The following is a 15,048-nucleotide window of genomic DNA, read 5'->3' as shown; positions in this document are numbered from 1 at the left end:
ACCGCGTTTTTTGTCCGGGAGCGGCACCCCGGGGATCGGCCGGACGGCCAGCGCCGCACGCGTGCGACGGCGTCACATCGAGACGCTGCTCGCGTCGATCCAGCGCACGGCCCAGTCGCGCGCGTGCGCGATCGCGTCGCCTTCGTCGTTGAACTGGAGCTCGATCGGAAAAAACCGGTTCGCCACGAGCTCCCCGTCGCTCGATCGGGAGATCACGACGTAGGGCTTGAATGAACCGTCACTGGCGCGTGCGGGCGCGCAATTCAACAGATAACCGCGGTGCGTGAAAGCAGTAGTCGCTTGCATGAATCCGCCACCTCTAGTCCCTTGCTTTGTTGTTCGCTACCCGTCTTTAAGGGTGCTGCGGCGCCCCGGCGCGGGCAGAGGCGGCGAGACTTCATCCCCTGTCGCCGCTTCGCAGGAAAAGAATCATACTCTGTAGAAAACGCGTCTTCTAGCTGAAATAAATCATGACAAATCAGTGCGCGTCGCGCGACCGCGGCGATCGCCCGCGCGCCTTTTCCCGTCGTGCCCGGAACGGGATTTGCTTCGATCCGGAGCGTGTCGCCGCCAGGAGAGCCGCGATGGAATCCTCCGCTCAAACAGGTCGTGCGCATCCGCGCAGCATCGAACTCGACAACGACGACACGCACGACAGCACGGTCGACACCGACGGCAAGCACCGCGAAGCGTCGCGGCTCGCCGGGGTCGGGCCGATCTCGCCCGACGAGATCACGCGCAGCAATGCGTCGCTCGTCAATGCGATGCCGGAGGCCGGCGACGGCTTCGCCGGTTTCGACAGCCGCCCCGACGGCAACCATCCGGCGTTTGCGCTGCGCGCCGGCTACACGGTGATCGAGAAAGGCTTCGACACGCCGCCCGCGGGCGACGCGCCGTTCGGCCCCGTTCACCGGATGTACGGCAGCGCATACTGGCCCGGCCACAGCCGCCGGCCGGAGCGCGTCATCGAGCTGACGGTCGTGCCGAGATAGCCGGCGCGGCGTTTGAATCGGTCGTTCGTTTGAGAGGCGCTATCGGCCGGTCACGATGATCGATGGCGATGAACCGGCGCGTGCGATCGAACTGCACGCCGATACCCGCTCGCACGTTGTCACAACGAACGACTCCGCGCCCTGGCATCGGCTTCGCAGTCATGCATGCCGCGCATCGCATCGACGCACAGGCATTGACCGAAGTCATGGCGCCACAGCGCGATTGCGATTGAATGGTGGTGCGTGCAGCGCATCGGCAGGGTTGCAGCCGCGCCGGATCGATGCGTGCGCATGCGTTTGCGCCGGCGGTGCGGCGCGACGCATGCCGCATCCCACGACACGCGTCGCGCGGCGCAGCATGCGTCGCGCGCATGGCCATGCGCGACAGCGACAGGAACCACGCGGCCGCGCGGCACGGCGGGTACCTCGCTGCACGATCGTGCCCGTTGGTTTACTCTGCCTCGCAGCATTGCCCGGCCCGCTCGGCCATCCGGCCGACTTCGTTTCAACCCGCCACTCGGAGACACTATGTACAAGCGTATTCTGGTTGCCGTCGACGGCAGCGACACGTCCCGCCATGCGTTCGATGCCGCACTGGCGCTCGCGAAAGCACACGGCGCGGAGCTGCAGCCGTTCTACGTCGTCGAGAACGCCGCGATCTACTACAACGTGCCCGGCTACGATCCGTCCGTGCTGCGCGATCAGCTCCTCGCGCAGGGCAACGCGCTCGCGCAGGATTTCGCGAAGCTGATGCAGGCCGCCGGCGTGAAGGGCGAAACGCAGCTGAACGAAGCGACGTCGCTCAACGACGTGTCGTCGCTGATCCTCGACGGCGCGAAAGCGTTCGGCGCCGATCTGCTCGTACTCGGCACGCACGGCCGCCGCGGCTTCCGCCGCCTCGTGCTCGGCAGCATCGCCGAACAATGCGTGCGCCACGCAACGCTGCCGGTGCTGCTGATTCCGGCCGCCGCCAACGCGGACGAACCGGCTGCCTGAGCGGCGTTCGGCACGTGCGCCCGGTCGCGACGTTTTGTCACCCGACAGCGGCAACTTGCGGTGGGACAATGATTTCGTCGATTCAACGCCGGAGTAAACGATCATGCTGACGCCCGTCGCCACCCGCCCCGCCGCCACGCCCCATGCCGGTAGCTGGGCTCCCCGTCAGGCCCCGCACTGCTCGTCGTGCGCGATGCGGCACCTGTGCATGCCGCAGGGCCTGGCGCCCGAAGCGCTCAGTCGCCTCGAGTCGGTCATCTGCGCGGCACGCCCGGTCAAGCGCGGCGAAGCGCTGTTCCGCGAAGGCGACGCATTCGACAACCTGTACGCGGTGCGCTCGGGTTCGCTGAAGACCGTCGCGACACGCCACGACGGCCGCGAACAGGTCACGGGCCTGCACCTCGCCGGCGAGGCTCTCGGCCTCGACGGCATCTGCGACGATACGCACCCGCGCACCGCGGTCGCGCTGGAAGACAGTTCCGTCTGCGTGATTCCGTACAGCGCGCTCAAGGCGCTGTGCTCGGAAGCCGGCTCGATGCAGTTGCGCATGCACAAGCTGATGAGCGAACAGATCGTGCGCGAAACGTCGCAAACGATGCTGCTCGGCTCGCTGAATGCGGAGGAGCGCGTCGCCGCTTTCCTGCTCGACGTCTCGTCGCGCTACCTGAAGCGCGGCTACTCGCCGTCGGAATTCAACCTGCGGATGACGCGCGAGGACATCGGCAGCTATCTCGGCATGACGCTCGAAACGGTCAGCCGCACGCTGTCGAAATTCCAGAAGCGCGGCCTGATCGAAATGCAGGGCCGCCACGTGCAGATCGTCGACTTCGACGGCCTGCAACACCTCTGACGTCGCACGGCGCGCACCGCGTGCGCGCCGCCCGCGTGGCGTCGCCGGTCAATCGAGAAACAGCGCGGCACGCGCCTTCAGCGCCGCGCTGAAATCGTCGAGCCAGCCGATCGACAGACGCCAGCTCTGCCAGTACAGATCGATGTCGATGGTTCGGCCACGCGACATGTCGATCAGCTCGCCCGCCGCCAGTTGCCGGTCGACCATCCGGTCGGGGCACATCCCCCATCCCAATCCCGTTTCGCACGCGCGCAGATAGCCTGCGACGTGCGGTATCCAGTGCTGCGGCGGATCGAGATCCGCGCGCGTCACGCGCCGGATGAAACGCGCCTGCAACCCGTCCTTCGGATTGAACATCACGCACGGCGCGCGGCGCAGCGCATCGCGCGTGATCCCCGCATCGAAATAACGCGCGTAAAACGCCGGCGAGCACACCGCGCGATAGCGGATTCGCCCGAGCCGCTCCGACCGGCATCCCTGGATCGGCTCGGCCTGCGCGGTCACCGCGCCCTGCACGCTGCCGTCGCGAATGCGCGAGGCCGTGTAATCCTGATCGTCGATCACGAGGTCGAGCAGCGTCTCGCGCTCCGTACAGAACGGCCCGACCGCGTCGATGAACCACGTCGCGACGCTGTCGTCGTTGACGGCCACGCGCAGCGTCGGCCAGGCGCTCGCGATCTGGCCCGGCAACGCGGGCATCCGGCCGCCCAGTTCGGCCTCCAGCAGCTGCACGCGTTCGGTATGCCGGCACAGCAGCGCGCCCGACGTGGTCGCGACGCACGGCTGCCCGCGCTTGACGAGCACGCTGCCGACCCGCTCCTCCAGCAGCTTCACGCGCTGCGACACCGCCGACGGCGTGACGTTCAGCTCCTTGGCCGCCCGCTCGAACGAGCCGTGCCGGATCACGGCCGCGAGGGCATCGAGCAACGCGTAGTCGAGCATTAGATTTCCTTAATCTGCATTAGGTGATTTAGCTTCTCTTATTCCCGCCCCGATCGCAGACTAGCGCTACCCGATTCATCCGTCTACTGCTTCCACGGCTGTCCCCATCATGAACTGGCTCGCTTTTTCCCACGGCGCCGCACTGTGCGCGTCGCTCATCGTCACCATCGGCGCACAGAACGCATTCGTGCTGCGCCAGGGCATCATGCGCTCGCACGTCGGCAAGATCGTGCTGCTGTGCGCGGTGTCCGACATGATCCTGATCGGCGCGGGCGTCGGCGGCGCATCGGTACTGGTCGAGCGCTATCCGACCTTCGTCCATGCGGTGCTGTACGTGGGCCTCGCGTATCTCGCGTGGTTCGGCATCAACGCGCTGCGCCGTGCGTTCAAGCCGGGCCACGACGCGCTCGACGTGCGCGGCGACGCGGTCGCCCCGCCGCCGCAGAGCGCACTCGCGATCGTGCTGATGACGCTCGCATTCACGTGGCTCAACCCGCACGTGTATCTCGACACGTTCCTGCTGATCGGCACGGCCGGCGCGCGCGAGCCGGAAGGCGCGCGGCTCGCGTTCGCGATCGGCGCGATGACGGTCAGCGTCGTGTGGTTCCTCGGGCTCGGCTATGGCGCGCGATTGCTGGCGCCGTGGTTTCGCAAGGCGGTCGCGTGGCGCGTGCTGGACGGCGCGATCGGCAGCATGGTGCTGTTTCTCGCGGCCGTGCAGTTGCGGTAGAGAGGGATGTGTCGCGGCAGATCCTGTCTGCCGCGACGTCAGGCAGTCGGCCGCGGTCGCGACCGGTATGGGGTCGGCGTCAGGCCGTCGAGGTCGCGTCGGGCAGCGCGCCGCCGATCGCCGCGGGCTGGTTGCTCGCCAGTTGCGGTTCGTTGGCTGCCGTCGGGTCCTGCTGCTTCGCCGGATCGACCTTGGCGAGTTGCGTGGCGGCCTGCTCGGCCTTGTCGCCCTCGTAGCGCCAGTACAGGAACTTCTTGCCGCGCTTGCCCATGAAGTACTGACGGTTGACCGACCAGCGGCTCGATTCGGCGAAGCCGACGTGACCGTCTTCCATCTGCTTCTTGAAACCCGCGATCGAGTCGTGCACGTAGTGATCGAAGAACCGGTCGAACGTCGCGCGCGCCGCCGGATCGATGCCCCCCAGCCAGTTGCCGGTGACCCGCGTGGCCGCGTCGATCGCCTTGTACTGCTCCGAGATGGTCCGCGTCAGGACGCCCCCGTTGGCGCGACGGATGAGATCCGCATCCTCGTTCCATTCGCGGTCGGTAATCGCCATGTAGGAATTCACGCCGCCCGGCGGCTTCAGCCGGCCGTCGTGCAGGCGCCGGCTGCGGCTGGCGCGCCACTGGTAGTAGCGGTTCATGTGCCAGATGATCTGCGACTCGAGCCGGCCGCTGTTCGACGCCACGCCCGCGCGCCGCTCGTTGCCCTGCCCCATGTACACGTTCCAGGCCGTCTCCAGCTCGGCGGAAATCGCGAACAGCCCGCCGGCCGATTCCACGATCTCCTTCGGCTCGCGAAACGGCACGCCGGCCTTCCACGCGTCGATATAGAGATTGTTCAACGCGACGTTGGCCAGCTCGTTGGTGCGCCCTTCCTGATAGTTGCGCTCGTAGCCGCCGCCCACGTCCGAGTGCATGCCGGGGTAATACACCTCGCGACAGTTCGAGGGAAGCTTCTGATCCTCACGCACCGAGTCGCCGGGGAATTTCTCCCGGACTTCATGCGATGCGACATAGTGAACACACTCCCGCACGTAGTCCGGAATGCGGATGTCGTTCGCCCATTCCGCATGGCCGCCCTTGTCGATGCTGTGGAGCATACCGCCATAGACCGGCCCGAGGATCGCGCCGACGATGTAGGGCGCCGCCTTCTCCAGGCGGCTGCCGCCGAAGCCTGTCGACGCCACCGTATCGAGGATGCCCATGAAGTAGACGACCACTTCGGGACGCATCCCCTTCATGTTCTTCTTGTTCCACCAGAGCCGGCCGCCGATGTTCTCGGCCAGCTGCTCGGTCAGCATGCGGACGAACGCCCGCGCCTCCGTGGCGCCGCGCGAAAAGCCGAACGCGGCCACGTTGATCTGGCTCACGGCCGGCATGTGGTTCGCCACGTGTTTTTCGAGCTCGCGGAGCATCCAGCGGATGCGCGCCTCGCCCTTGCTCGCGGCCGCCATGCCGAGCGCACCGTCGATACCCTTGCCCGAATCGCCGACCTTGCTGCAGGGGGTGCCGACGCCCTCGACGTACCGGCCCATCGTGCGCGGATTGGCCTTGTTGAACGGGACATGGGCAAACATCGCAAGCTTGGCGATGTTGCTGTACTTGGTCTTCGCGACGTCTGTCGAACCGTTGCCGTCCTCGCCGTAGTTGTTGCCCGTGCCGTCGAAGAAGGCCGTGAACCACACGGGTTTCGGACACTCCTTGCATTGCTCGACCCGCAGCGGATCGAGCGCCTCGCGATGCCCGTTGCGGATCGAGTCCTCGACCGGCGTGATATCGGTGATGCGTCGAATGAGGGGGGGATTGCTCATGGCGGTTACGCTCCTGTTCCGGTCACGCGTCCAGCGTCAATTCCACTGGGCCGGCTTCTTGCGCCCATAGAACGGATTGGGAATTTCCTTCAGGCACGCGCGGTCGGTCAGCTTGCGCTGCGCGTCGCGCTTCGACAGGGCCACCTTCGGGTCCGGGCCGTCGGCGCCGAAATCCATGTCGCCTTCCACGCGGCCATCGGGGAAGAAGTGCAGCACGATACCGCCGCTCTTGTCCTTGACGGGCGGGCGCGTGATCGTGATCTCGCCTTCGCACCACGCCATACCCGGCTGGGTTTCCCGGTGCGTGTACGGGTCGTAGTTCGCGGACGACGCTTCCATCGCGCGTTTGTCGACCACACGCTCCCACCACACCTTGAACGTCTTCGGGGTCTTCCAGCGGAAATCCCACGCGAGACTCGGGCGCGAGCCGCCGCCACCGGACCAGTATTTCGCGCTCCGCGGCGTGGCGTGCGCGCCGTCGGCGCTCGCCGCTTCGTCGAGGCTGTTCTTGTCGGGCGGCAGCAGATAGACGCCGTAGATGTCGTAATCCGTATAGTTGAAGGACCCGGCCGTGATGACGTCGTAGTTCGGGTCGTTCCATTTATTCACTTCGCCCGGCGCCAGGCTGTCCTTTTCGGCATCGTTCACGCTCTTGCTGCACGCAGCCGTGGAAAAAACCATCACGGACAGCAAAGTGATCCAGCAGCGGTTCATATTGAACTTCCTTCTCTTCCAGTCGATTTCATTCGAGTCACGTCGCGCACGCGCCATCACCCGGCTGCTTCCTGCATCCGCCGCCAGTCCTCCGCCGGCACCCGAGCCAGCGCCTCCGGGAACGCCTCTCCCTGCGCCACCGCGTCGAACACGGCGGCCATCGCCGGATCCTCGTCGAAGCGCGCGCCGTAGCGTAACGCCAGTTCGCAATAGATCAGCAGCGACGCCGCACTTTCGGCGCCGTGCGCCTGGCAGCGCGCCAGTTGATCGCGCACGAAGCCGTAGTGCTGCGCGGCCGGCAATGACGCCAGCAGCGCGGGCTTTTCGACACGCAGCCGCTCGAGCATCGTGTACGGATAGCAGGCGGCGAGCAGATCGTCTTCCTGCGCCTGGGTCAACTGCAGCGGAAACTCGGCGGCCTGCCTGACGTTGGCGGGCGCGGCGATGTCCGCCGTCCGGAGCTGCAGCGCGGTATCGCGGTGAATCCAGTGCCGCACGCCCTGCGCCAGATACGCGCGATGGGCGGCGGGCAGCATGTCGAGCCAGAACGGCAGCACGCGCGGATCGAAGAAGCGCATCAGCATCACGCTCTCCATCTGCTCGAGCTGGACATCGACCATCGGCGCCAGATGCGCGGCCAGTCGCTCGAGCGACAGCGGCGATACGAGCACGCTCGCCGCCGGCCACGGAATGCTGCGCGGCTCGATCGCGTCCGCAGCCTCGGCGCTGTCGGCGGCGGGCTGCCATTCGAACAGCAGCGGCCCGACGACTCTCGCCTCGTCGTCGGTGTCGTCGCCGAGCAGCGAGGCCGCGACGAACGCGGGCCACGACGCCTTGTCATCGTCGGGCAAGGTATCCAGCAATGCGCCGTCGATCAGGACGTAAGCGCGCAGCCCGTCCTGCGACGACAGCGCCGCCTGCAGCGCGTCGGCCGTCTGCGCGGCGATCAGGTCATTCGTCATGCGCGGCCCTGCCTCACGCCTTGGCCGCGAACGGCGACGCCATCGATGCCGCGTTGATCATGCATGGCGCGCACGCCGTGCCGGGGAACGCGCGCGCGGGCACGGGCAGGCTGTCCGGCCCGATGAACGTATGCGACGCGGCATGCGCGGTGAATTCACCCTTGGTCCCGTGCACGATGCCGCTGCCGTTCCAGCGCGTATAGCTGGTCCCGCCGTTGATCAGGACTTCTTCCTTCGCGGTGATGGTGATGCGGTTCGCATCGACCTTCACGTCCAGCTTGGCGAGCACGTTGACGCTGTCCTTGAGCGCCTGGATGTCGATATCGGCGGCAGCGGCCACGAGCCGGATGCCCTTCTCGAACGCGGCGACGCGCACCGCCTCCTGCGCGCTGACCAGCATGCTCTTGCCCGCGCCGATGCTCGTGTGGGCGCCGCTCGTCAACGCGACGTGCTGGTCGCTCGCGACATGGGTCGACCCCGTCGTCGTCGCCAGAATCCCCGCCGGGCTCGCGAGCGCGAGGAACGGCTGCGCGAACTCCGGAAACTCGCCCTGCTGCGGATTGCCGCCGCTGCCCCTCAGGCCGTCGTTCTGCGTCCTGAGCGCCTGATGAACGGCATCCTGATCGCCGGACTCCTGCGCCTTCACGTCATGCGCGGACCCCGACAACGATTCGTGCAGGTCGTGCGCCTTGTCGAGGCGCGCGACGGTCTCGCCGATGTCGGTCGCATGGGCACGCGCGTCGTAGCGCGCCTCGCTGGTCACGAGCAGGCCCTTGGCCGCCCGTACCGCGCCATGCGCGTCGGTCCGCAATTCGAAGCCGCGGGCGCGCTGATCGGTGCGCCCTTGGGTCGCGTCGATGCGGACGTTGTGCCCGAGCGTCAGTTCGCTCGCGTCGGTATCGCTGCGCAGCTTCAGCTGGAGCTGCTGCGGCGTGTCGTCGAGCAGCACGTGGTTCGAGCGTCCGCCCGCCGCATTGCCGCTGTCGCCCGACAGCTCGCGACTGCGCAGGCCGGTCAGCACGTGCTGGTCGGGCAGCGCCCACGGCGGCATCCGTTCCGCGTTGTACGTGGTGCCCGACACGACGGGCCGGTCGGGATTGCCGTCGAGGCACATCACGAGCACCTCGCTGCCCACGCGCGGATGCGCGATCATGCCCTTCTCGCCACCCGCCCAGCCGGCGGCCACGCGAATCCGCGCGCTGATCTGCGCCGCACGATCCCAGTGATAGACGATGCAGACGCGGCCGTACTCGTCGACGTCGACGCTGCCGGCTCCCTTCGCGCCGGCAACGGTCGCGGTTTGCGGCGCCAGCACGCGCACCGGTTCGCTGTTGAACCCGCGCCCCGGTCGCCACGGCGTACGTCGATGGCCCGCGACGAAGCGGTTGCGATACTCGGGCTTGCCGTCGGCCTGCAGGTAATTGTTCGCCGCTTCGTGACGGGCTTCGAGAATCAGGTACTCGTGATCCTGCGGGCTGCCCGACGCCACGCTGAAGTGATCGGACAGCTGGAACCAGCGCCCGGGCAGGATGCCGTGATGATTGCCGGCCGCGTCGAAACGCGTCGCGGCCGCCTCGATCTCTTCCATCCGCACGCGCGCGAGCGCGTCGCCGGCGCGCGTCTGCTTCGCGAAGCCGTAGTGCCCCACGTATTCGTGATGCTCGACCTGCGGCGCGACGCCCGGCGGATGCAGCGTCGGAATCTGCGCGTTGGCCGCATGCGGCGCCTTGAAGTCGAACGCCGTCGCGCTGTAACTGCCGGCGGACAGCGACCGTACCGCGGACCATTGCGAAATGGCGTCGGCGGCCATCGGGCCGTCGTGCGTCTGGAAGCGGATCTGCGGCGAGCGGCCGTCGACGGCCGGGCACTGCACCGTGCTGTCGTCGCCGACGATCAGCTTCAGGCCTTTCTCGTCGTGCTCCCACCAGTACAGGAACCCGACGGCTTCCAGATGGCGAACGATGTAGTTCCAGTCGCTTTCGCCGAGCCCGCCGCCCTGGACGTTCATCGTGCGCGCCGGATCGTCGCCGCGCACGCGCCACTCCCACGACGGCGCGAGCCCCTGGTAGTCGGCGAGCAGCGTGCCGATTTGCTGCTGCAGCGATTGGCCGAGGAACAGGCGGTTGTTCACGCGGGTCCGCAGGAAGTGACTCCACGGGCGCAGCACCGCGCGATATTCCGCAATCGAATCGTCGTTGCGGACCAGCGAAAACTCGGTGCAGTAACCGGTGAAATAACGCAGGCCGCCGTCGGGGCGCACCATCGACACCGCGAGCAGCTTGCCCAGCATGTCGGCCAGCGTGACGCCCGCCTCGCCCGACAACAGCGTCACCTCGAACGTGAAATCGATCCCGAGCCCTTCGTGCGCGACGAGTCGCTCGGCGACCAGCCGCGCCGGACGTTGCCGCCCGTACGCGTCGGTCACCGATGGCGCGTCGTCGTGAGGAAAGGACAGCGCGAGCAGGCGTTTGTCCTGCAGGAAAAACGGGGTTCGAATGAATGCCGCCAGATCAGCCATGACCGCCTCAGAATGATTTTTCGTTCGTGTGGCAGCGGCCCGCTGCCTCCCTTAATTTTGGGATGAAAGGATATCGTAGACAACGCGCCGCGACAACGTTGACGCCATGCGTCATTTCCCTAACCTGGCACGGAAAATCGGTAATAAATACAGTGTCTTGCGCGCGGCGGGACCAGCGCTCGAACGGAGGTCGCCGCCGTGATGACGTCACCGCGTCCGGCATGCCGGCGCACGCGCGCGAAACCCGCCGGTTGGTGCACCGGCGGCGGAACCTCGCCACGTGCTCGCCGTCTCAACGCGACCGGCTTCACGTCCCGCAGTCCCCTCCCGTCACCCGCAGCTTACGGAGCAGAACATGGCACATCGCACCCTCGGTACATCCAGCATCCAGGTTTCGCCGCTCGCGTTCGGCGGCAACGTCTTCGGCTGGACCGTCGACGAAAACGCATCGTTCGCGTTGCTCGACGCGCTCGCCGATACCGGCATCAACTTCATCGACACGGCCGACGTCTATTCGGCCTGGGTTCCCGGCAACCACGGCGGCGAATCGGAAACGATCATCGGCAAGTGGCTGAAGCGCTCCGGCAAGCGCGAGCAGGTCGTGATCGCGACCAAGGTCGGGCTCCTCGGCACGCGCGCCGGGCTGTCGAAAGACAACATCCTGAAGGCCGTCGACGATTCGCTGCGCCGCCTGCAGACCGACTACATCGACCTGTATTTCTCGCACCGCGATCTCGCCGACACGGCCCCGCTCGAAGAAACGCTCGGCGCGTATCAAACGCTGATCGACGCGGGCAAGGTGCGCATCATCGGCGCGTCGAACTACAGCGGCGCACGCCTGCGCGAAGCCGCCGCCATCAGCGCGCGCGACGGACTGCCCGCCTACCAGGTCATCCAGCCCGAATACAACCTGCTCGACCGCGCCGACTACGAACGCGATCTCGAGCCGGTCGTGCGCGAGCTGAAGCTCGGCGTCGTCAACTACTACGCGCTCGCGAGTGGGTTCCTGTCGGGCAAGTACCGCAGTGAAGCCGACCTGAAGAAGAGCGTGCGCGGCGATCGCGTCGCCGGCTATCTGAACGAACGCGGGCTGCGCATCCTCGCGACGCTCGACGCCGTGTCGGCGAAGCACGGCACGCAGCCGGCCGCGATCGCGCTCGCCTGGCAGATCGCGCGGCCGACGATCACCGCGCCGATCGCGAGCGCGACGTCGCTCGAGCAGCTCGCGCTGCTCGGTGAAGCGATCCGCGTCACGCTCGATCAGGACGACGTCCGCCAGATCGACGAAGCCAGCGCGCCCTGAAGTCCGTGGCACTGGCAGCGCAGGCCGTGGAACCGCATCGCGGTTCCACGGCCTGCCTGCGATGCGCGCCAGGTGAACGAATGCAATGGCGGGCAGCCGATGGCCGCGCGGTTCGACCGCGCTTCCTCGCGCCGAACCTGACCACACCCTCGCCGCACCGCAAACGAAAACGGCGCGTGATGCACGCGCCGCCGCCGAACCATCCGCGAACCGTCGTCAGCCCGCGGCCTCGCGCGCCGCATCGCGCAGCGCCATCGGCGACGCGCCGTAGCGCTCGCGGATCGCGCGACTGAAGTGCGCCTGGCTCGAAAACCCCCAGCGAAATGCGATCTCGCCGATGCTCGTCTTGCGCAGCCGCGCATCCGTCAGCTCGCGATGCGCGTGCGACAGCCGTTCCGACCAGATGTGCTGCGTGATCGACTCGCCTTCGGCCGCGAAGAGGCGGCCCAGATGCCGCAGCGACAGCCCGACCGCGTCGGCGACGGCCTGCGGCCCGAGCTCCGGCTCGCCCAGATGCGTCGCGATGTACTGCTTCGCGGTCAGCAGGTACGACAACGACGCGCGCGACGCGCCCGCACCGTTCACTTCCGCGTCGATGAGTTCCGCGATCAGCGTGCGCGTGTGCTCGGCGAACCGCGCGGCGTCGCGCTCCACCGGCGCCTTCATGAACCGCTCGACGCTCGCGCGCAACGTCGCGCCGAGCATCGCGCCCGCCCCCGGCTTCGGCGCGATCCGCAGCGGCAGCGCGGACAGTTCGGCATCGAGACGGTCGTCGAACGTCGTGATCGGGATATCGATCAGCAACTGCCGCATCGGCGTGAGGAATCCGAACAGATACGGCACGCGGGTGTCGTACACGACGAGATCGCCGGCCTCCGCGAGCAGGCACCGGTCGTGCTGGATGAAATACGCGCGCCCGCTCAGGATCTGGCAAGCGAACAGCGACTCCTTCGGCAACTGGCGCACCAGCGCGGGGCTGCGCTCGATCACGTGATCCTGCCCGCTGATGTCGGCGATGCCGAGGCCCGGCAGCGCGATATCGGTCTTCTCGGCTTCCAGCCCGGCCGGCGACAGCGACGAGCAGCGCAGGCCGACCAGCGTCGCCGCGTTGAACGCATCCCAGTACGCCATCCGGTCGCGCGCCGGCACGTCGGCCGTCGAGCCTCGCGTGCGTGAAAAAACGGTCGAATTCGTCACGTCGCCTCCTGCTGGCGCCTGTCGTGCGGAGCGGCACGGATTGGGGGATGGTTCGTCTGGATTCTGGTGCGATGCAATGTCCGGCGCGGTCAAGCAATGCGTCCCGCCCAGTCAAGAGCGGCGCGCGCCGGCTGGCTAAAGTCGAGCCCACGACAACCCATGAAGGAGACACCCCGTGGTCGACAAAGCCGTATCCGAATTCTGGCAAAACATTCCGGCGATTGCCAATCCGTTCAAGCCCGATGCGCTGCCCGAGGCCTACATCCCGAACGCGGCCACCGACGACGAGCGCTATTACGTTCCGTTCACCGAAACGGTTTCGTCGCGGCCGCTGTGGATCTCGCCGTCGCAGAACAAATGGTGCGACATCCTGATGGCGAAGGAAGCCGGGCTGGTGAACCGGCACTATCACCCGCACGAGGTGTTCGCGTACACGCTGTCGGGGAAATGGGGTTACCTCGAACACGAATGGACAGCGACGCGCGGCGATTTCGTGTACGAGACGCCGGGCGAGGGCCACACGCTCGTCGCGTTCGATCACCCCGAGCCGATGCGCGCGTTCTTCATCGTCAAGGGCCCGCTGATCTGGCTCGACGACGCAGGCAATCCCGACGGCTACTTCGACGTGCATTCGTACATCGCGATGTGCAAGGCGCATTACGAGAAGGTCGGCCTCGGCGCGCAAGCAGTCGAGAAGCTGTTCCGCTGACGCGGCGAGGCTCACGATGACGTCCCCTTCCTCCTTCCGGCGCGCCTGGACGTACGAGAACAGGCTGCTGCTGATCCTGTTCATGACGTTCGGCTTCGTGTTCTTCGACCGCCTCGCGCTGTCGTTCCTGTTCCCGTTCATGTCGGCCGAGCTGCACCTGACGAACACGCAGCTCGGCATGGTGTCGTCCGCGCTCGCGCTCACGTGGGCGCTGTCGGGCGCCGCGACCGGCGCGTGGTCCGACGCACGCGGCACCCGCAAGCCGCTGCTGGTCGCGGCCGTGCTCGGCTTTTCCGTGTGCTCGGCGCTGTCGGGGCTCGTCGGCGGCTTCGCGAGCCTGCTCGCGTTTCGCGCGCTGATGGGCATCGCCGAAGGCCCCGTGCTGCCGCTGTCGCAATCGCTGATGGTCGAGAGTTCGACGCCGAGCCGCCGCGGGCTGAACATGGGCCTGCTGCAAGGCTCGGCCGCCGGCCTGCTCGGCGCGATGATCGGCCCGCCGGTCGTGATCGGCATCGCCACCGCGTACGGCTGGCGCGAGGCGTTCTACGTGTCGTGCATTCCGGGCTTCCTGATCGCGTTCTGCATCTGGCGCTGGGTGCGCGAAGTGCCGCCCGGCGGCGTGCGCCACGTGCAGGCCGATACCGCCGCGGTACCGGCCGCAAGCGGCGCCGAGTTCAGCCGCTGGACATTGCTGAAGGAGCGCAACATCCTGCTCTGCGTGCTGATCAGCTGCTTCTTCCTCACGTGGTTCGTCGTGATCATCTCGTTCGCGCCGGTGTTCCTTGTGGAAAGCCGCCACCTGGCGCCGTCCGACATGGGCGTCGTGATGACCTGCCTCGGCGCCGCGTGGGTGTTCTGGGGCTTCGCGGTGCCGGCGATCTCCGACCGGATCGGCCGCAAGCCGACGATGATCGGGTTCGCGCTGATCGCGGCCATGTGCCCGGTCGCGCTGATCCACGTCGGCTCGGTCTGGGCGCTCGGCGCGATCGTGTTCGTCACGTACACGGGCCTCGGCTGCTTCACGCTGTTCATGGCGACGATCCCGGCCGAAACGGTGCCGCCGCGAGCGATCGCGAGCGCGCTCGGGCTGATCATGGGCGCCGGCGAGCTGATCGGCGGCTTCGTCGCGCCGACCGTCGCCGGCTTCGCGGCGGACAGGTACGGCCTGCAATTCGCGATGTGGACCTCGACTACCGGCGCGATCCTCGCATGCGTGCTGTCGTTCGGCCTCGTCGAAACCGCGCCGGCCGTGCTGCGCAAGCGCGCGCTCGCAGGCGCCGCGGCCGGCCGCCTCGATACGCACAACCTCGGAGGACGCTGAC

14 protein-coding genes are annotated in these 15,048 nt (G+C 67.3%); 7 read left to right on the top strand and 7 right to left on the bottom strand.

Features of this window, described 5'->3' with window-relative positions:
* Positions 1–72: 72 nt before the first annotated feature.
* Entirely contained in the window at positions 73–306 is a 234-nt protein-coding gene (locus tag H3O04_RS03175; protein ID WP_043886573.1) for a hypothetical protein, read from the bottom strand.
* A 278-nt stretch (positions 307–584) separates the two neighbouring features.
* Here H3O04_RS03175 and H3O04_RS03170 point away from each other — a divergent pair, with 278 nt between their 5' ends.
* From H3O04_RS03170 to fnr, 3 genes are all read left to right on the top strand, one after another.
* A complete protein-coding gene (locus tag H3O04_RS03170) occupies positions 585–992 on the top strand; it encodes a DUF3005 domain-containing protein (protein WP_043886575.1) in 408 nt (135 codons plus the stop codon).
* A gap of 528 nt (positions 993–1,520) precedes the next feature.
* Complete coding sequence (locus tag H3O04_RS03165) at positions 1,521–1,988, top strand: universal stress protein (RefSeq protein WP_006480140.1); 468 nt, start codon at positions 1,521–1,523, stop codon at positions 1,986–1,988.
* Between the two features lie 103 nt (positions 1,989–2,091).
* Positions 2,092–2,838, top strand: coding sequence for a fumarate/nitrate reduction transcriptional regulator Fnr (gene fnr / locus H3O04_RS03160; protein ID WP_027809557.1), 747 nt, complete (start codon positions 2,092–2,094; stop codon positions 2,836–2,838).
* A gap of 48 nt (positions 2,839–2,886) precedes the next feature.
* On the opposite strand, the gene H3O04_RS03155 is transcribed toward fnr, so the two are convergent.
* A complete protein-coding gene (locus tag H3O04_RS03155) occupies positions 2,887–3,780 on the bottom strand; it encodes a LysR family transcriptional regulator ArgP (RefSeq protein WP_006480142.1) in 894 nt (297 codons plus the stop codon).
* A gap of 109 nt (positions 3,781–3,889) precedes the next feature.
* Here H3O04_RS03155 and H3O04_RS03150 point away from each other — a divergent pair, with 109 nt between their 5' ends.
* Positions 3,890–4,510 (top strand): LysE/ArgO family amino acid transporter, encoded by a 621-nt coding sequence (locus tag H3O04_RS03150; RefSeq protein ID WP_124477394.1) that lies wholly within the window; start codon positions 3,890–3,892, stop codon positions 4,508–4,510.
* A gap of 79 nt (positions 4,511–4,589) precedes the next feature.
* Here the strand turns inward: H3O04_RS03150 and H3O04_RS03145 are convergent, their stop codons facing one another.
* From H3O04_RS03145 to H3O04_RS03130, 4 genes are all read right to left on the bottom strand, one after another.
* Positions 4,590–6,323 carry a T6SS phospholipase effector Tle1-like catalytic domain-containing protein gene (locus H3O04_RS03145; protein WP_023474936.1) on the bottom strand — a complete coding sequence of 578 codons (1,734 nt, stop codon included), beginning with the start codon at positions 6,321–6,323 and terminating at the stop codon, positions 4,590–4,592.
* 36 nt (positions 6,324–6,359) lie between these two features.
* On the bottom strand, positions 6,360–6,971 hold the full coding sequence (locus tag H3O04_RS03140; RefSeq protein WP_337249611.1) for a DUF3304 domain-containing protein: 612 nt from the start codon (positions 6,969–6,971) through the stop codon (positions 6,360–6,362).
* A 122-nt stretch (positions 6,972–7,093) separates the two neighbouring features.
* A complete protein-coding gene (locus tag H3O04_RS03135) occupies positions 7,094–7,999 on the bottom strand; it encodes a DUF4123 domain-containing protein (protein WP_124592190.1) in 906 nt (301 codons plus the stop codon).
* Between the two features lie 13 nt (positions 8,000–8,012).
* Entirely contained in the window at positions 8,013–10,517 is a 2,505-nt protein-coding gene (locus H3O04_RS03130) for a type VI secretion system Vgr family protein (RefSeq protein WP_202587121.1), read from the bottom strand.
* Between the two features lie 355 nt (positions 10,518–10,872).
* On the opposite strand from H3O04_RS03130, the gene H3O04_RS03125 reads away from it, so the two are divergent.
* The gene (locus H3O04_RS03125; RefSeq protein WP_124477391.1) at positions 10,873–11,820 is read left to right on the top strand and encodes an aldo/keto reductase; all 948 of its coding nucleotides are present in this window, start codon (positions 10,873–10,875) and stop codon (positions 11,818–11,820) included.
* Between the two features lie 216 nt (positions 11,821–12,036).
* Here H3O04_RS03125 and H3O04_RS03120 read toward each other — a convergent pair whose 3' ends face one another.
* Entirely contained in the window at positions 12,037–13,017 is a 981-nt protein-coding gene (locus tag H3O04_RS03120; protein ID WP_202587120.1) for a helix-turn-helix domain-containing protein, read from the bottom strand.
* Positions 13,018–13,192: 175 nt separating this feature from the next.
* Between H3O04_RS03120 and H3O04_RS03115 the strand changes: the two genes are divergently transcribed.
* On the top strand, positions 13,193–13,726 hold the full coding sequence (locus H3O04_RS03115; protein ID WP_006480150.1) for a 2,4'-dihydroxyacetophenone dioxygenase family protein: 534 nt from the start codon (positions 13,193–13,195) through the stop codon (positions 13,724–13,726).
* 16 nt (positions 13,727–13,742) lie between these two features.
* Positions 13,743–15,047 (top strand): MFS transporter, encoded by a 1,305-nt coding sequence (locus H3O04_RS03110; RefSeq protein WP_202587119.1) that lies wholly within the window; start codon positions 13,743–13,745, stop codon positions 15,045–15,047.
* Position 15,048 lies beyond the last annotated feature (1 nt).

Source organism: Burkholderia sp. KCJ3K979 (assembly GCF_016759955.1).
Taxonomy (GTDB): Bacteria; Pseudomonadota; Gammaproteobacteria; order Burkholderiales; family Burkholderiaceae; genus Burkholderia; species Burkholderia orbicola.
This window is presented reverse-complemented; position numbering and strand designations above follow the sequence as displayed.

Coding starts and splice junctions, on each gene's coding strand:
- H3O04_RS03175 (WP_043886573.1), bottom strand. CDS start 306: ATGCAAGCGACTACTGCTTTCACGCACCGCGGTTATCTGTTGAATTGC.
- H3O04_RS03170 (WP_043886575.1), top strand. CDS start 585: ATGGAATCCTCCGCTCAAACAGGTCGTGCGCATCCGCGCAGCATCGAA.
- H3O04_RS03165 (WP_006480140.1), top strand. CDS start 1,521: ATGTACAAGCGTATTCTGGTTGCCGTCGACGGCAGCGACACGTCCCGC.
- fnr (WP_027809557.1), top strand. CDS start 2,092: ATGCTGACGCCCGTCGCCACCCGCCCCGCCGCCACGCCCCATGCCGGT.
- H3O04_RS03155 (WP_006480142.1), bottom strand. CDS start 3,780: ATGCTCGACTACGCGTTGCTCGATGCCCTCGCGGCCGTGATCCGGCAC.
- H3O04_RS03150 (WP_124477394.1), top strand. CDS start 3,890: ATGAACTGGCTCGCTTTTTCCCACGGCGCCGCACTGTGCGCGTCGCTC.
- H3O04_RS03145 (WP_023474936.1), bottom strand. CDS start 6,323: ATGAGCAATCCCCCCCTCATTCGACGCATCACCGATATCACGCCGGTC.
- H3O04_RS03135 (WP_124592190.1), bottom strand. CDS start 7,999: ATGACGAATGACCTGATCGCCGCGCAGACGGCCGACGCGCTGCAGGCG.
- H3O04_RS03130 (WP_202587121.1), bottom strand. CDS start 10,517: ATGGCTGATCTGGCGGCATTCATTCGAACCCCGTTTTTCCTGCAGGAC.
- H3O04_RS03125 (WP_124477391.1), top strand. CDS start 10,873: ATGGCACATCGCACCCTCGGTACATCCAGCATCCAGGTTTCGCCGCTC.
- H3O04_RS03110 (WP_202587119.1), top strand. CDS start 13,743: ATGACGTCCCCTTCCTCCTTCCGGCGCGCCTGGACGTACGAGAACAGG.